Genomic DNA, 21,616 nt, shown 5'->3' on the forward strand with positions numbered 1-21,616 from the left:
TGATATGACACAGATTATTGATGGGAAAGCTTTAGCGGCCAAATTGCAGGGACAGTTGGCTGAAAAAACTGCAAGATTAAAGGAAGAAACAGGTCTAGTACCTGGTTTGGTAGTGATTTTGGTTGGAGACAATCCAGCCAGCCAAGTCTACGTTCGCAACAAGGAGAGGTCAGCTCTTGCGGCTGGTTTCCGTAGCGAAGTAGTGCGAGTTCCAGATACCATTACTCAAGAGGAATTGTTAGACCTGATTGCTAAATATAATCAGGATCCAGCTTGGCATGGGATTTTGGTCCAGTTGCCATTACCAAAACATATCGATGAAGAGGCGGTTTTATTAGCCATTGACCCAGAAAAGGATGTGGATGGTTTCCATCCTCTAAATATGGGACGCCTTTGGTCTGGTCATCCAGTCATGATTCCTTCGACACCTGCAGGAATTATGGAAATGTTCCATGAATATGGGATTGACTTGGAAGGTAAAAATGCGGTTGTCATCGGTCGTTCAAACATTGTTGGAAAACCCATGGCCCAGCTTCTTTTGGCCAAGAATGCAACAGTGACCTTGACTCACTCACGCACCCATAATCTTGCTAAGGTGGCTGCTAAAGCAGATATTCTGGTGGTCGCAATCGGTCGTGCCAAGTTTGTGACCGCTGACTTTGTCAAACCAGGTGCAGTAGTCATTGATGTTGGGATGAATCGTGATGAAAATGGTAAGCTCTGTGGGGATGTGGATTATGAGGCAGTTGCTCCACTTGCTAGCCATATTACGCCAGTCCCTGGAGGTGTTGGTCCTATGACCATTACTATGCTGATGGAGCAAACTTATCAAGTAGCACTTCGAACATTGGATAGAAAATAAGAGAAAATTTGCTGAAGAGAGTGTATTTTCAATAGCTATATCTAAAGCGGCAGAAATGAATATTAAATTTTAGATATAAGATTACAAAAGACAAACTATAAGAAAAGTCAATAGTTTTATCTAAAATATTTCTTGTTTCAAATTTGCTGATTTTAGAGCACGTCAAAAATCCCTTGAAAAAATCCATTTTTTCAAAGGTAATCCTGTGTCAAATTCAGAAGTTACATCACTTTTTGTTCGTCAAAGGGTAGCTCGTTTTTGAAAAGATAAAACAGCATTCTGATAAGTTTTTTGCAAGGTGAATGATGGCTACATTGTAATGTTTTCCTTGTTCTAACTTATACTCATCTGTTTTCAAAAAGCATTCTAGTCCATCGCCGATTAACGATGGACTTTATCATTTCCTTCTCCAGTCCTTGTATGACATCTTGAAGTTGATTCATGACATCTTCCAAAGTTCGAAAGGCTTTATTCTTAAATCCACGTTTACGAATCTCTTTCCACACTTATTCATTGTGGTTCATCTCTGGTGTGTGTGTGGAGGAATAAATGCAAAGCCAATATTAGTCGGAATCTTTAAGGTACTTGATTTATGCCATATAGCATTGTCTATGACAAGTAAAAGATAATCATCTGGATAAACTTGTGAAAGCTCTTCTAAAAAGGCGTTCATACACTAGACTTCCTGCGAAACAAAAATATGATACAATAGAATTATGAAGCAAGTAAACAATTAACTGATGTTCGGTTTAAGCGTATTGTTGGTGTTCAGCGCACGACTTTTGAAGAGATGTTAGCTGTGTTAAAAACAGCTTATCAACTTAAACACGAAAAAAGTGGGCGAAAACCTAAATTAAGCCTAGAAGACCTTCTTATGGCCACTCTTCAATACACGCGAGAATACCGCACTTATGAACAAATTGCGGCTGATTTTTGCATTCACGAAAGCAACTTAATCTGTCGGAGTCAATGGATTGAAGTGACTCTTCTTTAAAGTGGTTTTACGATTTCAAAAACTCACCTTAGTGCTGAGGATATGGTGATTGTGGATGCAACAGAGGTAAAAATCAATCGTCCTAAAAAAAACAATTAGAGAATTATTCTGGTAAAAAGAAATGCCATGCTATGAAGGTTCAGACGATTGTCACAAGCCAAGGGAGAATTGTTTCTTTGGATATTGCGGTGAGCTATTGCCACGATATGAAGTTGTTCAAAATGAGTCGTAGAAATATCGGACAAGCTGGTAAAATCTTGGCTGACAGTGGTTATCAATGGCTCATGAAGATGTATTCACAAGCGCAAACTCCGAGGAAATCAAGCAAACTTAAGCAACTAACTCTTGAAGATAAATCCTATAATCATGTGCTATCTAAAGAAAGAATCAAGGTTGAGAATATTTTTGCCAAAGTAAAAACGTTTAAAATATTTTCAACAACCTATCGAAATAGACGCAAACGGTTTGGATTACGAATGAATTTGATTGCTGACATTATCAACTGTGAACTAGGATTTTAGTTTCGCAGGAAGTCTAATAAAATATATGAATTTGTGGAAGGTGAAAGAAAATCATATCCTGGTGAAATATGTTTTAAAAAATGTGATATTGACATGTGCGATGTATTGATATTTAACAAAACCTTGGGTGAAGGACGGTTCAATGGAAAGTCTATTGGTTTACAACAATTTATGGATGAATATATAGTAGATTGAAATAAGATATGAACAACTCTATTAGGAAAGTCAAATTAATTTCTAGAAATGTTTTAGTAGCTACAGCGTACTATTCCAAACTCAACCAATTATACAAACTCAGAATTTGAAATCATTATTGAAGGCTATTATGGCAACACAACTACATATACAGGATGGCTGAGGGAAGATGGGAAACGACCAGTGACGGCAATTATGTATGTTTGGAACAGCGGAGATATGGTGTATAACGTAAAAAAAAATAAACGATTTAAAACAACAATTTTATATGATAATTATTTGGAGAAAAAGAGGTATTGAATTTAAAGATGATAAAATATACAAATATAAAAGATATCGTTGAATATGGATTAGATACTATTTCTGATAAGGAAAAAATAACAATAAACCTGAAAGACTTTCTATACATTAGACGAGTTTTAGAGGAATATATGCGTTATCTACATAATCCTCATCATTATCCCGATATAGAAGCAATTCAAAATTTTTTAGGTGATACTTCTTCGGGAGGCGGATTTGAATGTTTAAGCACAGCTATTTATAAAAAAGTATATAAAGTTGATTTGCCGGCGGAGATTGAAAAAATGATTGATGATGGTTTATTTGAACACCCTCTTTATCCCAGCTACTATAAGAAAGATGAATAAGTAATAATTGGATAGTATTGTAATAGTAGAAAATATAAATATATGTGGATACGTAAATTCGAAGCTGTAGGAAAGGATAAAAAGTGAAAATAGTGTTTGTTAAATTTTAACTAATTAGGAGTACAGATTTTGATAAATGAAATAAAGGCATATTGGGACAAGCAGAAAAAAGAATATGAGGGTAGATATAAAGAGACATTTTTAAAGGACTATGAAAGATCAACAGAATACCTTAAAAAAATGGAAAGCTACTTGTTATCCAAACAAAAAGAATATCCTTCAGATATTGATATAGTATGTACGCTTGCTTCTTTAAAGTTAGAGCTTAGACGCGGTGAGTATATAAGATATTTAAATTCTTTTCTTGATAAATTTGAAAATTATTTAGATAATGCTCAAAAAGCAAGAGTTTACACCAATATTGCATTTAACCATGATTATACTGAAGAAACATTAGAATATTTACTAAAAGCAAAGGATTTAGATTCTCCTTTTGTTGAAACATATACAGGATTGGGGCTTTATTACTTTAGTATGTACCAGTCTAATGAAAATAAAGAATGGCTTATATTGAGTCAAAAATATTTTGAAAAAGCTAAAAATATTGATGATAGTTATGAATATTCCTTCAATCATGCAGTCTCTTTATATGAACTCAAAGAATATGAGAAAGCTAAAGAAATATTTTTAGAATTATTAAAACAATATCCTGATAGAATGAGTCTATTGCTTAGCATTGCATACTGCGAAGTATATCTTGGTAATAAAGATAAAGCAATATCTTGGTTAGAAAAAGTAAAGTCAGGAGAAGATGAAAATCACAATTTGAAAACAGATGATATTTCTGCGGAGCAAATTTTTGATGCCTATTATGCACTTGAAGAATTCGACAAATTCTTACATTACTATAGCGATGAAGTTATTTGTCAATACTATCTAGCTGACTGGGAACACTATTATTATGCTTTATGGCTAAAGGACGAAAAAGCAAAGTTTTTTGTCCTTGAAGAAAAAAATAGACTCTATTTAATGGATGCTATTAAAGAAGCTATAGTTGATGATGACTATGTGAGCGAGGAAGATAAGAAGAAATATATTGAGGAATTGGAAAAAGATAAAAGAGAATACGAAGAAATGATTTCTCGTGTAAAATCTCTAACTTTCAAACCAAAAGTAAGGCTTAAGCTATATCCAGAGTTTTCTTGCTTCATGGTAGACTGTGTGAGACATAAATTTAAATGAAATGTAAAAAAAATTTGAAGTTGGGGCTGCAACAATTATGATAAATGAATAAGTTATAAAAAAGTTGCATATGTCTTGGGGAGCTATAGCAGTTTTGATTATCCTAGCAGGTGCCGTGTTTGAAGAAATAGAAAAAGCGACAGACTGATTTACATATTGTATTTCAGGGCTCTGTCGCTTTTTATTGCAAATTATATAAATTTTAAAAAATGAGAAATCAAATAGAAGATATGGTCAATGATAACCACAAGGACTTCGTTAAGGCAATTATAAGCGTGGAAAAAGGTATCAACGATGAAAGTTGCTTTGGACAAGCTCTATGACGCTTATATGGACAATGACACCGTTAATTTTATTTGAAAGTGCAAAGAAATATCTCCAAGAACATTTAGGCGAGAGCAAGACCCTGAATATATCCAAATGGAAGGCAGAAATTGGCACTTTGAGGAAAGAAAAAGATAGTCTATATTCTCAAATCAAAGATATACGAAAAGAAGTGGAACAGGCTGAAAGTGCCAGAAGCTGTATAGATAAATTACTGCAAGAAAAAGGGGCCTAACACAGGTAAAGAAGCATGAGTTAGGGCTGTAAAACTTAGTAAAAACATGATACAATATTCTAAATATTAAGTGAAACAAATTAGAATTTGTACAAAAGAGGGAGTCATGAGTCAAAATATTCCATTCAAGATAAAGAAAAAAATAAATGATATTCGATTACTTCAAGTAGAGATTAAAAACTGGAAAATGAAAACAGAAACAGAAGTAGTTAATATTCTAAAGTTATTTGAAAAAACACCTAGAGATGAAATGTCATTATACTATTCTTCGTATTTCAAAGATGACAAATTTGCTGAGGAACTTTTACAGATAGCACTTAATTATTCAGATAATGAAAAAATACTATTGAATATCATATCTATTTTGGGAAATATGATACTAAGATACCAACTTGAAGAAACTACCGAAATTTATAATTTTATTTTATCAAATGCTTATAAAAAAGGACTTGCAGGTTATGTTTCTAACTATTTACCGCGTTTAAAAAATTTTGAATATTACCCTGATAAATGGAAATACTTTATGAGTATGCAAAAAATGACACCAAGAAAAATTGCACATCAAAATTTGGTTCATATTATTAATCAAAATATTCAAAGTATCCCTGAAGAATACAAAAAAGAAGTAATTTCTTTTTTACAAACAAAGCATGATTTAGCTAATAATGATGGTGGCAAGAATTTTTATTTAAATATGATAAAAAAGATCAAAAACTAAAATACGATTGACGTAATGTTTGATAGATAAAAAATAGTTACTTTCAGATATTTACATTTTGAGGAGAAGATTTATTGGGTAGTGGTTACTATGATACTTAAATATAGTTAAGAAAAAGCCAGTAGTAGTGTACCTATAATGGAGCAGAATAACCAAAAAGGTATGCTATAACATAACGAATGCATAAGTTATAGTAAGAATACAATAGCGAATATCGCTTGACAATTAGTTATGGCAGATATACGATTTAATCATGAGGTTAGTTCAGGAAACATAAGAGGCTTTCGGTATCTGAAACATTCTGTAGAAATGATGACGTATTTAATAACGATATAATAATTAAGAGAGCAAACAAAGTGAGAGTACCAACTTATATTAAAGAAGAAAATTACAATATAATAAATATAGATGATACATTTACAAGTATTAGTATTTGCAACAACTTAGAAAGTGGAGATACCAACGAACTGTATGAAATTTATTTTTATGGTTCACTTTTTGAAGAACATATGATTTGTGGTATGTATGATGAAAAAAATGAGATTAGCGATCCTTGCATGATAGTAGCAAAATATATACATACAGGAAAAAAAATTCTACTCTATGATGAAGCTAGATATGGATACAACCCTATGTTCTGTGATGAGATAAATTTAGAAGATATCAAAAAACGTCCACTTTCTAAATTAGAAATTCCAAACTCTAAAATTGAAATAGATTTTACCTATAACATTGATTTTGATGAAGAGAAAGAAGATTTTGAATTTGATGAAGATGACTTTACAGAAACTATTAACGGAGAAAAAATTTCTTTTGAAGAAGTGAAGAGAAATGGATTTGATTCTATAAAAATTACTGCTATAGACGAACTAGATACCAAAAGAGTTATCTGTGAGTTAGAACTTGCATAAGTTTATTAATTACGAGAGATAAAATATGAAACCAACGAAAGAAGAATTCTGAAAATATAGAGGAGACAAATGAAATGGGTGAAACAGAAAAGAAATTAACATACGCAAAGATTACCATAGAAAATATTAAAAGTTTAGATGAAACCTCTTATTTTGATGTTGTTGAGCCAATGTGGGAAACAATTAATATTTATGATGGATATGATGAGTATATTCAATCAGCGCAGACTTTCACTTTAGAGCAAAGATATTTATTAGCCATTACTTGGTATTTTTCAGAAGTAAGTAATGGAGGTCATTATCAGTTTTTATATAATCCTACAGGGATAGTTTGGGAAGATGCAATAAAAGGTTTCAAACATTTTGGAATGAACGAATATGCAGGTAATTTTCAAAAAGTTGTAGACTATTGTGGTGGGACAATATCTTTTGGTAGAGAAGAAAGATACCATATGCTAGAAATATTGGAAGAAAAATACGGAGAGGAATTTTTTAAGATTTTAGATGAAGCTGATGACTTCATTTACGATTATGAAGGTGAAGAAAACGAACTAAACTACATCAAATCTCACCCTGAAAAGTTTGTATTTGAAGGAGAATACGAGAGCTTTTACAATCGGCGCTAAAAAAGAAAAAGTAATATTCTAAAAAATTGAGAGAATGGTGCTTGAGTGAAAAATCTTTAGCATGTGAAAAAGAGAAATCATTAGAGAAATACTTGATAGAGGAAGTAGACAAACGATATGGATGAAGTATTTGAATGGTTAAAAGCATATTATCAGTATGTGCTGATAGTAGGAGGATTACTATTTTTAATCGGTGAGATAAGAGATTGGAAATGGGTATATCAAGCTACAGTCGGAGATAAAGCAAGGCACGCATTTATTTTTGGAGTGTGGGGTGAGAAAGGATATAGAGTCTTTATAGGAATATGTGGACTATTACTTGTAATTTGTGGTGTTGTATTTTTAATGTTGGATAAACGATAAAAGTGGAGGTAATATAACATGAAATGGAACTCAGAAAATCGCAAAGAATTTTTTGCGTATATTGAAAAGCTTACAGATGAAGATAAATATACGGAATGTATGACAGCGTTGGAAAGTATCCCTATGAAAGAACGGGATTATCAAGTATGGTATCAGCTTGCTCGTGCCTATCAAAACTTTGCAATTGTCGGCAATGACGATAAAGGAACACCTAGTTTTATTGGCGATAAATTTTTATTAAAATCTATAGATATTTTGAATTCGGTTAGAGAAGAGGGGAAAGATAAGGCTGAATGGAATATGCGTATGGCGTATGCCTATCAATATTTGACTCATGAGGAAGAAAGAGCTATTCCTTATGCCTTGCGTTGGGTGGAGTTAGATCCTGAGGAACAGAATGCTTTAGAAGTAGTAAAAGAGTGTAAAGAAGAAATTGAAAAAAGAGCATTCAGAGCCAATGTGGCTACTGATAAAGTAATCAATCAAGAAACTGCCGAAATTGACGAAGACTGGTGCATTTATCTATGCAATGCATTTGCTTACGACTTACCGGCTGTGGTTCGAACCAATTTAGCTCTTATGAATTTTGAATTTACTGCAAACTACCCTAAAAGGCTTCAATTACAAATATTATATAAGAATGCTGATGACAACGGTTTTCCTACAAGAGAAGAAGGGGAGTATGTATATTCTATAGAAGACTCTGTAGTAGAGATTATTGGACAACATGGAGACATGTTAGCAGGCGTTGTGAAATGCGATGAGCGGGCACATATTTTTGCGTATGTTAAGAATGAGTTGGGGTATTACGATGAAATTTCTGAGATGATGTCGGAAAAATTCCCTGATTATGCTTATACATTGGCAGTCTTTGAAGATAAGGACTGGGTCATGTACTTTCATGCACTGTATCCTGACAGATATGAATATCAAAGCATTATGAATATGAGGCTTATTGAGAATATTGAAAGTAATGGTGATAGTATGGTGCCGAGAGTACTCGAACATTGCCTACTCTTTAGAACAGAAGAAAATGGGGAAGCCTTTTTAGCCAAAGTAATCGAAGAAGGTTTTACAAAACTTTCATCAGAAAATCTGAGCAACAATGAAGATATAGATAAGGAAGATATAGATAATGAATATCCATATGAACTTGTCATAGGCAGAGAAGATGCTTTTGAAAATATCGATGACATTGTTTTTCGTTTAATAGATTTAGCAGAAGAATTTGACGGGGAATATGATGGCTGGGGATGCCATATTGTAAAGTAGCGTGAAATAGCACTTTAAAGAGAAGAAGCGAGATGAAAACTTCCCTTAAAAATATAGATTTCAACAGCCTCTTTGTTAAATAGGGTTGATGAAATAATTTTAACAGAAAATAACGATGTTTTTTGTCTCATTTTATTTTATAACTCAGGCGTAAATGATTCAGTGTAAAAAAACAATTAAAACTACTCAATTATTGTGATGTATTCACAGTGATATTTTATGTTTTAAAAGGAGAAAAATATGAGTTTTTATAAAAAAGTTATTAACGGATTATTTAATAGTTCAAAGGAAAAAAATGAAGAGTATTCTAAGATTAAAGAAGCACCTCTTGCTTATTGGGAAGAATTTTCACATATGTTAGCTTTAGTACCTAATAATTACTCACTTACAGAAGATATTTTTGAAAATATTAAAGCTATAGATGGTATTAAAATTAAAGAAAAAAGTCTTCCAAGTGAAGATTATCCTGGAAAGATTGTTCTATCATATAAAGGAACTGATTTTGATGTAAGATTCTATCTTGGAGATTTTTATGCAGAAGAAATGTATCAATGGGAATTACAATATTTTACAGAAGAAGAAAAAGAACAGATTTTAAATTCAAAGAATGCCTTAATTGTTTATATGAAATTTGAAGGAGATGATAAAAAATGTTACCATTTACAGCTTAAGCTTGTATATGCTATGGTTCCTGAAATGGTTGCTCTTTGTGATGAAAGTGCTGAAAGAATGTTAAATAAAAAATGGGTTGAATTAGCAGCAAAATCAAATGTACTTCCTTCTCCATCAAGCCTATATACTGTTCAAGCAGTTTATGATGAGAATGAAGTTTGGTTACATACTCATGGTTTATGTAGATGTAATCTTCATGAAATAGAGATTTTAGATTCAAATAAGAAAGATTACGAAGCACATTATAGCTTACTTTCTAATTATGCTTCTAGAATGATGGATGGAAATTATTCTAATGAAGATGGAGAAGAGATACATTTAGGAATGTTTGATGATGGAGAGCCAATAGTTGCTACATCTAAAAAATGGATTGATGCTTTGAAATATTATCCTAATGTTAAAATTGGAGGGATTGAAGACAGAAAAAAATCCCATAATTCTAAAACAAATATAATTTTCCTATATGAAAGTGAAGAAGACTATAATAATAACATTGTAAGTTTACCTTCAAAATTTACAGAAAAGTTTGATAATAATCCATTAATGTTCTTAAGTACTGAAGAAACTGCTAGAATGAGTGATTTGGCTAGAGAAAGATTTTCTTATGTTGAAAGAATGCTTAAGAAAAAACAAGAAGGTAATGAAGATATTACTATTATTATTAAATTAGGACTTGAAACAATAGATGAAGAAGGTAATTTGGATAGTACAAATCTTGAACATATTTGGTTTGAAGCTATTTCTATGGAAGGAGATAGTTTCAAGGCAGTATTGACTCAAGAACCATATCATATTCCAGATTTACATGAAGGTGATGAGGGGACATATTCTATAAATTATGTAAGTGATTGGGTGATTTATACTGAAAAGGGTGTAATAACACCAGAGACTGTCTATTTGTTAGATTTATAAGGAAATAAAATAGAGCGTATGATAAAAAGTCTGTAAATTCAAATCAAGCCTTCTATGGTAAAAGCGGCTCTTTGTCAAATAGGGTTGATGAAACCATTTTAGTGAAGGAATTAAGCAGCGTCAGGTTGCTTAATTCCTTTTTTAGGGCTCTTTATTAAATAAGGTTGATGAAATAATTTTAATAGAAAATAATGCTGTTTTTTGTCTCACTTTATTTTACAACTCAGGAAAGTGTTAATAATCGCCTAAGTTCTTAGTAATCGCCTAAAAATATGATATAATTAGGTGAAAAGAAAAAGGAGGTAGGCGAATGCGACTTTTTAGTTATGAAAATCTAGCAAGAAGTAAGTGGGATAGTGAAATTATAAATCTTCTTTCACAAATTCATGAGCACAAAGGAAAACAAGAACTATTTTTGACACGTAAACCTGCTGTTTTAGATAAATTAGTAGAGATTGCTAAAATTCAGAGTGTAGAAGATTCTAATAAAATAGAGGGGATTGTTACTACAGCAGTCAGAATAAAAGAGTTAATGAATCAAAAAACAACTCCTAGAAATAGGGATGAAGAAGAAATTCTTGGATATAGAGATGTACTAAATACAATTCATGAAAATTATGAATATATTCCAATCAGCAGTAACTATATTTTGCAACTTCATAGAGAACTATTTAAGTATAGTGAAAAAGGAATTGGTGGTCGATATAAAAATACGCAGAATTCTATTGTGGAAAAAGATAAAGAGGGTAATGCTGTCGAAAGGTTTAAGCCACTATCTCCATATGAAACACCAGGCGCAATTGAGCAAATTTGTAATGAATTGAATATAGCTTTTGACAAAAAAGATGTGGATTCGTTACTTTTAATTCCAATTTTTATTCATGATTTTCTTTGTATTCATCCTTTCAATGATGGGAATGGAAGGATGAGTCGTTTATTAACAACCCTCTTGCTATACAGACAAGGATATGTAATTGGGAAATATATCAGTTTAGAAAGTAAAATAGAAAAAAATAAAGACAGTTATTATATAGCTTTAGAAAAAAGTGGGATAGGTTGGCATGAAAACAAAGAAGATTCTGTGCCGTTTATAAAATATATTCTTAGAACGATATTAGCTGCTTATATTGATTTTGAAGAAAGGGTTGATTATGTAGACGAAAAAGTGCCTACAATTGAACTTGTTAGAAATGCAATTGATAGGAAATTAGGTAAATTTACTAAAAGCGATATGATGGAATTAGTTCCAAGTGTAGGAAAGGCTACAATTGAAAATATGCTTAAGCAATTAACTGAGGAATCGTACATTGAAAGACATGGCAAAGGAAGAGCGACCTTTTATGTAAAAAAGTAGCTAAATAACTAGATTTTAAGGTGAAATTATGAGGAACAGTATGAAGTTTATACACGATAGAAGTAGCAACATTCTTTTCAGCCTTCATGATAGCAGGGTGAAAGAAATCAAATATCACAACGAAACTTTGACGTTAAAAGTTAATAAAATATATGAATTTGTGGAAGGTGAAAGAAAATCATACCCAGGTGAAATATGTTTTAAAAAATGTGATATCGACCTGTGTGATGTATTGATATTTAACAAAATCTTGAGTGAAGGACATTTCAATGGAAAGTCTATTGGTTTACAACAATTTATAGATGAATATACAGACTCAGAATTTGAAATCATTATTGAAGGCTATTATGGCAACACAACCACATATACAGGATGGCTTCGGGAAGATGGGAAACGACCAGTGTCGGCAATTATGTATGTTTGGAATAGCGGAGATATGGTGTATAAGGTAAAAAAATAAACGATTTAAAACAATAATTTTATAAAGGAGAAAAGCTCATGAACAAATTTGAGAAGAGAAAATTGTTACAAGAATATCAAGTCAAACAAATGGAAGAATTTGAAGAGAACTTACCGATGGAAAAGAAATTATTTTATGAATTATTTGATTATCTAAATGATAAATCAGAAACGGTAGAGTGTAATCACGATTTTTCTTTAACAAATGAGTTTTTGAAAGATAAAAATGCGGATATTGAAAAGGTTATAGAATTTTTGCGAGAAAATGGTGCTGGTTGCGATTGTGAAGTGATTTTTAATGTTGAGGAAAAGTTTGAAGAATAAAATGTTTGTATTAGAAACAGACTGGTAAATTTGAAGGTGTAAGTAAAAATAGTGATAGATGAAACTAATAAATGATATTTTATGTGAAAAACTAAATCCGAGAAGTGGAGTTATCAAAATAAGTAGTTCTAATGATGAAGATAGAATTTATTTCGATATAAGTTGGGAGGGAGATTTCCATTTTATAGTTACTGGTTGGGTGCATTACGGGTGGTATTATGTACAAAGAGATAAACAATGTATATCGCCATCTTATGTTTATCAAAGAATAGATGATAGAGTGTTATCTGTAATGCAACACATTATAGACGAAATTGAAAATGGGAAATATAACAACAAAAAAACTGAAAAAGAAAAAATTAAACAGGTTCTTGAAGAAAGAAATCTAACCTCTTTTATGAACAATACAAAATGGAAAGAACTTATAGATTCCATCATGGAGAACATGAGAGACATCCCGATACAATATAAGACGTTTTTTGATGAAGAAGAGCCTAGCATGTATTGGACGATTGATGCTGATGAACATTTTTTTCATATGAATATGAGAATTGTTGAATGGTTTAAAATTAGAAGTAAATTTGAGAAAGTTCTTGGTCAAGGACGTTTAATTGAGCCAAAGATATGTGTTACTGATAAAAAAACAGAAATAGAGTGTATGCTTAATAAATTTAGTATTCCTTATGAATATGATGATATTGAAAAATGTTTTATTATTTTTGGGTAGAGATAATGAAAATTGAAAATTAGAAGTTAAAGGGGTAATTGTTCCATTAAATAGAATAGTTTGTTGTGATACTCCTCTTTATATTAAAATATCCGACTATAAATATGAGGTGCGGTTAGGCTATGAATTAGTTTTTAAATATGATTTTTTTGTATAGCTTTTGGGAAGAATGTGTTGTTATCACTGATAAGTTTTAGCAGCAAGGATGATAAAAATATTCGGATATCACAAATGAAAAAGGCTTGGTCAACGCCTAACCGAAGCGATAAACAGAAGAGGAAATGTGGAAGTCTTATCAAAAAATTGCAAACAGACAAACTTTTGAGAAACTATGCAATATGGAAGAGATTGCAAATGAATCTGATATAGTAAATAAAAAATCGGAAAATAGTTACCGCCTTATCGCTCTGTACAAAATGATTGGATACGGAGTTACAGGGTTTTATCCTGCCTTGGAAGAAAATAAAGATGAGCTGGAGAGAAAAATCGAAGAATACATTATGTGCTTAAGAACAAATCTCATTTTGTTGGATTAGTAACTAAATATAAATTTTAAATTTTTTAATTTTTAATAAGGAGGTCTGCGCCTCTTTTTTGTTGTATAATAAATGCGAGAGGAAAAAACGATGAAAGTGATTGATCAAACCTTACTAGAAAAAGTTATTATTGAACGTTCTCGTACAAGTCATAAAGGAGACTATGGTCGTCTGCTGTTGCTTGGTGGGACTTATCCTTATGGTGGTGCCATCATCATGGCCGCTTTGGCAGCTGTTAAAAGTGGAGCTGGTTTGGTGACCGTTGGAACGGACAGGGAAAATATTCCAGCTCTGCACAGCCATTTACCTGAGGCCATGGCCTTTTCTCTTCAAGACCAGCAATTATTAAAAGAGCAATTGGAGAAGGCAGAAGTTGTCTTGCTGGGACCTGGTTTACGAGACGATGCTTTTGGAGAAAATCTAGTCAAACAGGTCTTTGTTAATTTAAACCAAAATCAGATTTTGATTGTAGACGGAGGTGCCTTGACCATTCTTGCTAGAACAAGTTTGTCATTTCCGTCTAGCCAGCTTATCCTAACTCCCCACCAAAAAGAATGGGAAAAACTGTCTGGTATTGCTATTGAAAAGCAAAAGGAAGATGCAACGGCTAGTGTCCTAACTTCTTTCCCTCAAGGAACAATTTTGGTAGAGAAAGGTCCAGCTACTCGTATTTGGCAAGCTGGCCAGTCTGATTATTACCAGTTACAGGTTGGCGGTCCTTATCAGGCGGCTGGGGGAATGGGAGATACTTTGGCTGGAATGATTGCAGGATTTGTGGGCCAATTCCGACAGGCCAGTCTCTACGAGCGTGTGGCAGTAGCGACCCATCTTCATTCAGCCATAGCCCAAGAACTAGCTCAAGAAGATTATGTGGTTTTGCCAACGGAAATTAGTAATTGTATTCCTAAAGTAATGAAAATTATTTGTCAAAAAGAGAGGGTAAGCAAAGATAAACTTGTTTAAAATAGACAGATAAATCTACTTCCTTCTCTTAATTTATGGTTCTTGCAATGAGCCTGCTTTAATGCTAAACTAGACGTATCAAAGTTAAGGTCTTGTTTTTGGAACTGGAAAGAGATGAACAAATCAAATACATAAAAGATAAACTCATTTTTATTCGTTTGGTAAAAAGAAAATGCATATTTTTAAAGAAAGATTGATGAAAAATGTAAATTTGATCTTTTCACTTGAATAAAAAGCGGTTTCATAGTAAAATAAGAACTGAGAATGATGGAGGTAAATCGGTGGAAAATCTGAAGAAAATGGCAGGTATCAAGGCTGCTGAGTTCGTGAGCGATGGAATGGTCGTTGGACTTGGAACAGGCTCGACTGCCTATTATTTTGTCGAAGAAATCGGTCGTCGTATCAAGGAAGAAGGATTGCAGATTACAGCTGTAACGACTTCTAGTGTGACTAGTAAACAGGCGGAAGGCCTTAATATCCCACTCAAGTCTATTGACCAAGTAGACTTTGTCGATGTGACGGTTGATGGCGCGGATGAAGTGGATAGTCAGTTTAACGGAATCAAAGGCGGTGGTGGTGCTCTTCTGATGGAGAAGGTTGTTGCGACACCCTCAAAAGAATATATTTGGGTGGTGGATGAAAGCAAGCTGGTCGAAAAACTAGGTGCTTTTAAATTGCCAGTAGAAGTGGTTCAGTATGGCGCTGAACAGGTCTTTCGTCGTTTTGAACGAGCTGGCTACAAACCAAGTTTCCGTGAAAAAGATGGCCAACGTTTTGTGACCGATATGCAGAACTTTATCATTGACCTTGCCTTGGATGTCATCGAAGATCCAATTGCTTTCGGGCAAGAATTGGACCATGTCGTTGGTGTCGTGGAGCACGGCTTATTCAACCAAATGGTGGATAAGGTAATCGTTGCTGGACAAGATGGCGTTCAGATTTTAACCTCAAGAAAAGAAAAATAGAAGGGGGCATAAGATGTCTAAATTTAATCGTATTCACTTGGTAGTACTGGATTCTGTAGGAATCGGAGCTGCACCAGATGCCAATAACTTTGTCAATGCAGGGGTTCCAGATGGTGCCTCTGACACACTGGGACACATTTCAAAAACAGTTGGTTTGAATGTGCCAAACATGGCTAAAATTGGTCTAGGAAATATTCCTCGTGAAACTCCTCTTAAGACTGTATCTGCAGAAAGCACTCCAACTGGATATGCAACAAAATTAGAGGAAGTATCTCTTGGTAAGGATACCATGACTGGACACTGGGAAATCATGGGACTCAATATTACTGAGCCTTTCGATACTTTCTGGAACGGATTCCCAGAAGAAATCTTGACAAAAATCGAAGAATTCTCAGGACGTAAGGTCATTCGTGAAGCCAACAAACCTTACTCAGGAACAGCTGTTATCGATGATTTTGGACCACGTCAGATGGAAACTGGGGAGTTGATTATCTATACTTCAGCTGACCCAGTCTTGCAAATTGCTGCCCACGAAAATATTATTCCTTTGGATGAATTGTACCGTATCTGTGAATACGCTCGTTCAATTACACTTGAGCGTCCTGCCCTTCTAGGTCGTATCATTGCTCGCCCTTATGTAGGTGAACCAGGCAACTTTACTCGTACAGCAAACCGTCGTGACTTGGCAGTATCCCCATTTGCACCGACTGTTTTGGATAAATTGAACGAAGCTGGTATCGATACTTACGCTGTTGGTAAAATCAACGATATCTTTAACGGTGCTGGTATCAACCATGACATGGGACACAACAAGTCCAACAGCCACGGAATTGATACACTATTGAAGACCATGGGCCTTGCTGAGTTTGAAAAAGGATTCTCATTCACAAACTTGGTGGACTTTGATGCCCTTTATGGCCACCGCCGTAATGCTCATGGTTACCGTGATTGTTTGCATGAGTTTGATGAACGCTTACCTGAAATTATCGCAGCTATGAGAGAGGATGACCTTCTCTTGATTACTGCGGACCACGGGAACGACCCAACGTATGCAGGAACAGACCACACTCGCGAATATATCCCACTTTTGGCTTACAGTCCTGCTTTTAAAGGAAATGGTGTCATTCCAGTAGGACATTTTGCAGATATTTCAGCAACAGTTGCGGATAACTTTGGTGTGGAAACTGCCATGATTGGGGAAAGTTTCTTAGATAAATTGGTATAAGATGACGCGCTATGCTTTGCTGGTTAGAGGCATCAATGTTGGTGGTAAGAATAAGGTCGTCATGGCGGAGCTTTGTCAAGAATTAACAAACTTGGGACTGGAAAAGGTTGAGAGTTACATCAACAGTGGCAATGTTTTCTTTACTTCGACAGGGCTAAAAGCCCAATTGATTGAAAAATTAGAGACTTTCTTTGAAGCCCATTATCCATTTATTCAGAGCTTTTCTTTACTGAGTCAGGAAGACTATGAAGCAGAAGTGGAAAATCTCCCAGCTTGGTGGAGCGAAGACTTGGAACGAAAAGACGTCCTATTTTACACTGAGGGTTTGGATGTGGATCAAGTCATCGAGAAAGTAGACAGTTTAAAACTGGAAGATGAAGTTCTTCATTTTGGAAAACTTGGTATTTTCTGGGGGAAATTTTCTGAAGAAACCTACTCTAAAACTGCCTATCACAAGGATCTGCTCAAGATGCCTTTCTATCGCCACATTACCATTCGCAATGCTAAAACTTTTGACAAAATCGGTCAAATGCTAAAAAATAATAATAAAGGAGACACACAATGACATTTTTAGACAAAATCAATGAAACAGCTGCTTTCCTGAAAGAAAAGGGAATCCAAGCCCCTGAGTTTGGTCTAATCCTTGGATCAGGTCTTGGAGAATTGGCAGAAGAAATCGAAAATCCAGTTGTAGTAGACTATGCTGAGATTCCAAACTGGGGCCGCTCTACAGTAGTCGGTCACGCTGGTAAATTGGTATATGGTGACCTGGCAGGTCGCAAGGTCTTAGCTCTTCAAGGGCGTTTCCATTTCTACGAAGGAAATCCTCTGGAGGTCGTGACTTTCCCAGTACGTGTCATGAAAGTTCTTGGATGTGAAGGTGTTATTGTAACCAATGCTGCTGGTGGTATTGGATTTGGTCCTGGTACCTTGATGGCTATCTCAGACCATATCAATATGACGGGGCAGAACCCATTGATGGGTGAAAACTTGGATGACTTTGGTCCTCGTTTCCCAGATATGTCTAAGGCCTACACACCAGAATACCGTGCTACTGCTCATGAAGTGGCTAAAAAACTTGGTATCAAGCTTGATGAAGGTGTCTATATCGGTGTTACTGGTCCAACTTATGAAACACCAGCAGAAATTCGTGCCTATAAGACACTGGGAGCTGATGCAGTCGGTATGTCTACGGTTCCTGAAGTTATCGTGGCAGCCCACTCAGGTTTGAAAGTTCTAGGAATTTCATGTATTACTAACCATGCTGCTGGTTTCCAAGAAGAACTCAACCACGAGGAAGTTGTAGAAGTGACTGAACGTGTTAAAGGTGACTTCAAAGGCTTGCTTAAAGCGATTCTTGCTGAATTGTAAGAAAAAAGATTTAAAAGGGGGAATGCCTCTTTCCTTTCATGGTTGACTATTCGGAACAAAGAAGAAACATCGGTAGACTATGAGCTTCTTCCTGCTCTTATAATTGAAAGAAGCGGAAGAATAGATATGTTTGCGTCTGATAGTTAGCATTGTGAAAGACAAGATTCTAGGATACTAGCATTAGCTTCCTAGCCAAGCAGACTAGGATGATAAGAAGAGATAAGAATGAATTTACTTTCTGAGTTTCTCAGTCTTGTCCTAGATAGGGGACAAGGAGATTTTGCTTGAGTCTGCTTACAAATAAACGAAAAGAAAGATAAAGAATAATGAAAATTGGTCAACGAATTATGCGCTTTGGCATAAAAAAATTAAGTATCGGAGTTGTATCTGTTGCAGTCGGCTTCGCATTTCTAGCTCCAGCTGGAATTTCAGCCAATGAACTAAAGCAAGATGTAACATCTGAAGTGGCAACAAGAGTGCTAGATTCTAAGGAAGAATTGAGAGAGCCGGAAAATGTTGCTCCAAAACTAGAAACTCCTCTTAAAGAGGAGTCAAGACTAGCTCCTCAACCGCTTCCGGAAGCAAGTGAAGTTCTTGAAAACAAAAGGGAAGAGTCAAAAGTAGAGATAACAGAGCCAGCTCAAGACTCACCTATTCATGCTCCTGTAGAAGAAACTAAAGAAGAAGTTGTGACAGAAAAACCAACAAATACTCGTTCTCTAACTGCAGAAGATTTGGTGAAGATTTCCAAAGGGGAATTGCATTTAGAAAATGATTTGATTGATGAATCTCTCTATGGTGAAAAAGTTCTTGATTTGGAAGGGGATGATGACCAAGATGGCATCAAAAACAAAGATGAACTTTATGTGTACAACAAAGATGGTAAGGATTATCTAGGATATAACAGTCATCCCTTGCTAGCAGACAGTGATGGGGATGGTTTGGCAGATGGAGAAGATGACAATAAGAAAGAATGGTATGTCACAGACCGTGATTCTCTTCTCTTTATGGAGTTAGCCTATCGAGACGATGATTATATTGAGAAAATTTTAGATCATAAGAATCCTTTCCCTAGTCTCTATCTTGACCGTCAAGAATACAAACTTATGCACAATGAATTGGCTCCTTTCTGGAAGATGAAAAAAGCCTACCATACAGATAGTGGCTTGGATGCTTTCTTATTTGAGACCAAGAGCGACCTTCCTTATCTCAAAGATGGAACGGTGCACATGTTGGCTATTCGTGGAACGCGAGTTAATGACGCCAAGGATTTAAGTGCAGATTTGGTTTTATTAGGTGGAAATAAACCAGCTCAAGCGGATGATATCCGCAAGGTTGTTGGGGAATTAGCCAAGGATACAAGTATTACGAAATTATATATGACAGGTCATTCTCTTGGAGGCTACCTAGCTCAGATTGCAGCGGTTGAAGCTTACCAAAAATATCCTGATTTTTATAACCATGTATTACGGAAAGTGACGACTTTCAGTGCTCCTAAAGTGATTACTTCCAGAACTGTTTGGAATGCTAAGAATGGTTTCTGGGATGTTGGTTTGGAAAGCCGTAAATTAGCTGTTAGCGGAAAGATTAAGCATTATGTGGTTGATAATGATAATGTTGTGACTCCCTTGATTCATAATGATCGTGATATTGTTACATTTACAGGTAATTCACGCTTTAAACATCGTTCTCGTGGCTATTTTGAAAGTCGAATGAATGATATTCCTAACTTTAATATTGGTAAACGAGCTACCTTGGATAAACATGGTTATCGTGATCCGAAATTGGATAAAGTGCGATTCTTTAAGAAACAGGCTCTGCCTCAATCTGCTAGTCAACCAAGCGCTGAACCAATGGAAAATATTGCCTTAGGAAAACAGGTTAGTCAAAGTTCGACAGCTTTCGGAGGAGATGCTAGAAGAGCTGTGGATGGCAAAGTTGATGGTAACTATGGTCACAATTCTGTCACTCATACCAACTTCCAATCTAAACCTTGGTGGCAAGTAGATTTGGCTAAAGAAGAAACCATTCGCCAAATCAATATTTATAACCGCACAGACACTGCCCAGGATAGATTGGCAAACTTTGATGTCATTCTTTTAGATAGTTTTGGTAAAGAAATTGAGAGAAAACGCATAACATCTCTTAAAGATGTATCAGCACAAATTGCGATTAACCATAAAAAAGCGCGCTATGTCCGAATTGAGCTAGAAGGCTATAATGCCCTCAGTCTTGCAGAAGTCCAAGTATATCGTGCTGAGAATATCGCTTGGAAAAAACAAGCTAAGCAAAGTTCTACTGATTTTGGTGGAGATGCTAGTCGTGCCTTGGATGGCAATGCCAATAGTAGTTATAGCCAGCAATCAATTACCCATACAAAATTTGAAAACCAGCCTTGGTGGGAAGTTGATTTAGGTCGTACAGAACAGGTAGGACTTGTCCGACTTCATAACCGTGGGGATGGAGAGCTTTCTAAACGTCTGTCAGACTTTGATGTGATTTTGTATGATGAAAAAGGGAAAGAAGTTGCTAGACAGTATGTTTCTAAACTTGACGGAACGAGCTTGGATGTTCAATTAAATGGGAAATTGGGACGCCGTGTTCGTGTGCAACTACGTAAGAACAATCAAGCCCTCAGTCTTGCAGAAGTAGAAGTTTTCCGCTTTATAGCTACGAATGGTGAGACGGCGACACAAGTTTCTAAGCCAGTTCAACCAATCAGTCAGACTCCTGCAAAAGACAAAACATTGACAATTCAACATAGTGGAGCTTACATTGCTCGCTACTCTATCACTTGGGAAGAAGTTACAGTAGACAAAGATGGAAACCAAGTTGTTCGTAGTCGTTCTTGGGAAGGAAACGGTCGCAACCAGACTGCAGGTTTTGTCCTCAACCTCCCAATCAAAGAGAATATGAGAAATCTGCGAATTAAGATTGAGAAAAAGACAGGTCTACTATGGAATAGATGGCAAACAATCTATGAAAACAGACCAATTTTAGCTCAACCCCACCGTAAAATTACCCATTGGGGTACGACATTGAATTCCAAGGTGAGTGACGATGATGTCTTGTAATCTGATGGTACAATGACAGTTAGTTTGTCTAGTTTATAAGAAAGTACTACCTGAGCTTGAATAGAACTCAGGTAGCTTTCTATGAAAGAACAAAATTAAACAGAAAGGTATAGTGAGGTGTTCT

Annotated in this window: 20 protein-coding genes and 4 pseudogenes; 23 read left to right on the plus strand and 1 reads right to left on the minus strand. The window is 35.0% G+C overall.

What is annotated here, in order from left to right; translation table 11 throughout:
* Positions 1–4 precede the first annotated feature (4 nt).
* Entirely contained in the window at positions 5–862 is an 858-nt protein-coding gene (locus HW098_RS01845) for a bifunctional methylenetetrahydrofolate dehydrogenase/methenyltetrahydrofolate cyclohydrolase (protein ID WP_176139096.1), read from the plus strand.
* A 344-nt stretch (positions 863–1,206) separates the two neighbouring features.
* Here HW098_RS01845 and HW098_RS01850 read toward each other — a convergent pair.
* Positions 1,207–1,535, minus strand: a pseudogene (locus tag HW098_RS01850) (transposase); the annotation flags it as partial.
* 84 nt (positions 1,536–1,619) lie between these two features.
* Here HW098_RS01850 and HW098_RS01855 point away from each other — a divergent pair.
* From HW098_RS01855 to HW098_RS10705, 22 genes and pseudogenes are all read left to right on the plus strand, one after another.
* Positions 1,620–2,377: pseudogene (locus HW098_RS01855) on the plus strand (IS5 family transposase).
* 503 nt (positions 2,378–2,880) lie between these two features.
* Positions 2,881–3,219 carry a hypothetical protein gene (locus HW098_RS01860; RefSeq protein WP_176139097.1) on the plus strand — a complete coding sequence of 113 codons (339 nt, stop codon included), beginning with the start codon at positions 2,881–2,883 and terminating at the stop codon, positions 3,217–3,219.
* Positions 3,220–3,348: 129 nt separating this feature from the next.
* Positions 3,349–4,461, plus strand: coding sequence for a tetratricopeptide repeat protein (locus HW098_RS01865; RefSeq protein WP_176139098.1), 1,113 nt, complete (start codon positions 3,349–3,351; stop codon positions 4,459–4,461).
* Between the two features lie 209 nt (positions 4,462–4,670).
* Positions 4,671–4,812 (plus strand): annotated as a pseudogene (locus tag HW098_RS10295) (DNA-binding protein); the annotation flags it as partial.
* Positions 4,808–5,052 (plus strand): annotated as a pseudogene (locus HW098_RS01870) (conjugal transfer protein TraA); the annotation flags it as partial. The pseudogenes HW098_RS10295 and HW098_RS01870, both read left to right, overlap by 5 nt.
* A gap of 74 nt (positions 5,053–5,126) precedes the next feature.
* Positions 5,127–5,738: a hypothetical protein gene (locus HW098_RS01875; RefSeq protein ID WP_176139099.1), complete on the plus strand. Its 612-nt coding sequence runs from the start codon at positions 5,127–5,129 to the stop codon at positions 5,736–5,738.
* 356 nt (positions 5,739–6,094) lie between these two features.
* A complete protein-coding gene (locus tag HW098_RS01880) occupies positions 6,095–6,649 on the plus strand; it encodes a hypothetical protein (RefSeq protein WP_176139100.1) in 555 nt (184 codons plus the stop codon).
* A gap of 74 nt (positions 6,650–6,723) precedes the next feature.
* Positions 6,724–7,275, plus strand: coding sequence for a DMP19 family protein (locus tag HW098_RS01885; protein ID WP_176139101.1), 552 nt, complete (start codon positions 6,724–6,726; stop codon positions 7,273–7,275).
* Between the two features lie 117 nt (positions 7,276–7,392).
* Positions 7,393–7,638, plus strand: a complete 246-nt coding sequence (locus HW098_RS01890) for an immunity 17 family protein (protein ID WP_176139102.1) — start codon at positions 7,393–7,395, stop codon at positions 7,636–7,638.
* An 18-nt stretch (positions 7,639–7,656) separates the two neighbouring features.
* Positions 7,657–8,910, plus strand: coding sequence for a DUF695 domain-containing protein (locus HW098_RS01895; RefSeq protein ID WP_176139103.1), 1,254 nt, complete (start codon positions 7,657–7,659; stop codon positions 8,908–8,910).
* 240 nt (positions 8,911–9,150) lie between these two features.
* Positions 9,151–10,494 carry a DUF4026 domain-containing protein gene (locus tag HW098_RS01900; protein ID WP_176139104.1) on the plus strand — a complete coding sequence of 448 codons (1,344 nt, stop codon included), beginning with the start codon at positions 9,151–9,153 and terminating at the stop codon, positions 10,492–10,494.
* 310 nt (positions 10,495–10,804) lie between these two features.
* Positions 10,805–11,848, plus strand: a complete 1,044-nt coding sequence (locus HW098_RS01905; protein WP_176139105.1) for a Fic family protein — start codon at positions 10,805–10,807, stop codon at positions 11,846–11,848.
* A 40-nt stretch (positions 11,849–11,888) separates the two neighbouring features.
* Entirely contained in the window at positions 11,889–12,308 is a 420-nt protein-coding gene (locus HW098_RS01910; RefSeq protein WP_176139106.1) for a hypothetical protein, read from the plus strand.
* 38 nt (positions 12,309–12,346) lie between these two features.
* The gene (locus tag HW098_RS01915) at positions 12,347–12,631 is read left to right on the plus strand and encodes a DUF2695 domain-containing protein (RefSeq protein WP_001031754.1); all 285 of its coding nucleotides are present in this window, start codon (positions 12,347–12,349) and stop codon (positions 12,629–12,631) included.
* A gap of 58 nt (positions 12,632–12,689) precedes the next feature.
* Positions 12,690–13,358, plus strand: a complete 669-nt coding sequence (locus HW098_RS01920; RefSeq protein WP_176139107.1) for a DUF6678 family protein — start codon at positions 12,690–12,692, stop codon at positions 13,356–13,358.
* A gap of 338 nt (positions 13,359–13,696) precedes the next feature.
* Positions 13,697–13,894 (plus strand): hypothetical protein, encoded by a 198-nt coding sequence (locus HW098_RS01925; protein ID WP_176139108.1) that lies wholly within the window; start codon positions 13,697–13,699, stop codon positions 13,892–13,894.
* A gap of 90 nt (positions 13,895–13,984) precedes the next feature.
* A complete protein-coding gene (locus HW098_RS01930; protein WP_176139109.1) occupies positions 13,985–14,857 on the plus strand; it encodes an NAD(P)H-hydrate dehydratase in 873 nt (290 codons plus the stop codon).
* Between the two features lie 281 nt (positions 14,858–15,138).
* Complete coding sequence (rpiA, locus tag HW098_RS01935; RefSeq protein WP_176139110.1) at positions 15,139–15,822, plus strand: ribose-5-phosphate isomerase RpiA; 684 nt, start codon at positions 15,139–15,141, stop codon at positions 15,820–15,822.
* 13 nt (positions 15,823–15,835) lie between these two features.
* Positions 15,836–17,047, plus strand: a complete 1,212-nt coding sequence (locus tag HW098_RS01940) for a phosphopentomutase (RefSeq protein ID WP_176139111.1) — start codon at positions 15,836–15,838, stop codon at positions 17,045–17,047.
* A 1-nt stretch (position 17,048) separates the two neighbouring features.
* A complete protein-coding gene (locus tag HW098_RS01945) occupies positions 17,049–17,612 on the plus strand; it encodes a DUF1697 domain-containing protein (protein ID WP_176139112.1) in 564 nt (187 codons plus the stop codon).
* Positions 17,609–18,418 (plus strand): purine-nucleoside phosphorylase, encoded by an 810-nt coding sequence (locus tag HW098_RS01950; RefSeq protein ID WP_176139113.1) that lies wholly within the window; start codon positions 17,609–17,611, stop codon positions 18,416–18,418. Before HW098_RS01945 ends, HW098_RS01950 begins: the two co-directional genes overlap by 4 nt.
* A 326-nt stretch (positions 18,419–18,744) precedes the next feature.
* A complete protein-coding gene (locus HW098_RS10705) occupies positions 18,745–21,492 on the plus strand; it encodes a thiol-activated cytolysin C-terminal domain-containing protein (protein ID WP_176139114.1) in 2,748 nt (915 codons plus the stop codon).
* Positions 21,493–21,616: the final 124 nt, after the last annotated feature.

The organism is Streptococcus sp. 1453, from assembly GCF_013276955.1.
GTDB lineage: Bacteria > Bacillota > Bacilli > Lactobacillales > Streptococcaceae > Streptococcus.

What these genes read in the sequence shown, in the direction of transcription:
- HW098_RS01845 (WP_176139096.1), top strand. Translation starts at nt 5, where the DNA reads ATGACACAGATTATTGATGGGAAAGCTTTAGCGGCCAAATTGCAGGGA.
- HW098_RS01860 (WP_176139097.1), top strand. Translation starts at nt 2,881, where the DNA reads ATGATAAAATATACAAATATAAAAGATATCGTTGAATATGGATTAGAT.
- HW098_RS01875 (WP_176139099.1), top strand. Translation starts at nt 5,127, where the DNA reads ATGAGTCAAAATATTCCATTCAAGATAAAGAAAAAAATAAATGATATT.
- HW098_RS01885 (WP_176139101.1), top strand. Translation starts at nt 6,724, where the DNA reads ATGGGTGAAACAGAAAAGAAATTAACATACGCAAAGATTACCATAGAA.
- HW098_RS01890 (WP_176139102.1), top strand. Translation starts at nt 7,393, where the DNA reads ATGGATGAAGTATTTGAATGGTTAAAAGCATATTATCAGTATGTGCTG.
- HW098_RS01895 (WP_176139103.1), top strand. Translation starts at nt 7,657, where the DNA reads ATGAAATGGAACTCAGAAAATCGCAAAGAATTTTTTGCGTATATTGAA.
- HW098_RS01900 (WP_176139104.1), top strand. Translation starts at nt 9,151, where the DNA reads ATGAGTTTTTATAAAAAAGTTATTAACGGATTATTTAATAGTTCAAAG.
- HW098_RS01905 (WP_176139105.1), top strand. Translation starts at nt 10,805, where the DNA reads ATGCGACTTTTTAGTTATGAAAATCTAGCAAGAAGTAAGTGGGATAGT.
- HW098_RS01910 (WP_176139106.1), top strand. Translation starts at nt 11,889, where the DNA reads ATGAAGTTTATACACGATAGAAGTAGCAACATTCTTTTCAGCCTTCAT.
- HW098_RS01915 (WP_001031754.1), top strand. Translation starts at nt 12,347, where the DNA reads ATGAACAAATTTGAGAAGAGAAAATTGTTACAAGAATATCAAGTCAAA.
- HW098_RS01920 (WP_176139107.1), top strand. Translation starts at nt 12,690, where the DNA reads ATGAAACTAATAAATGATATTTTATGTGAAAAACTAAATCCGAGAAGT.
- HW098_RS01925 (WP_176139108.1), top strand. Translation starts at nt 13,697, where the DNA reads ATGGAAGAGATTGCAAATGAATCTGATATAGTAAATAAAAAATCGGAA.
- HW098_RS01930 (WP_176139109.1), top strand. Translation starts at nt 13,985, where the DNA reads ATGAAAGTGATTGATCAAACCTTACTAGAAAAAGTTATTATTGAACGT.
- HW098_RS01940 (WP_176139111.1), top strand. Translation starts at nt 15,836, where the DNA reads ATGTCTAAATTTAATCGTATTCACTTGGTAGTACTGGATTCTGTAGGA.
- HW098_RS01945 (WP_176139112.1), top strand. Translation starts at nt 17,049, where the DNA reads ATGACGCGCTATGCTTTGCTGGTTAGAGGCATCAATGTTGGTGGTAAG.
- HW098_RS01950 (WP_176139113.1), top strand. Translation starts at nt 17,609, where the DNA reads ATGACATTTTTAGACAAAATCAATGAAACAGCTGCTTTCCTGAAAGAA.
- HW098_RS10705 (WP_176139114.1), top strand. Translation starts at nt 18,745, where the DNA reads ATGAAAATTGGTCAACGAATTATGCGCTTTGGCATAAAAAAATTAAGT.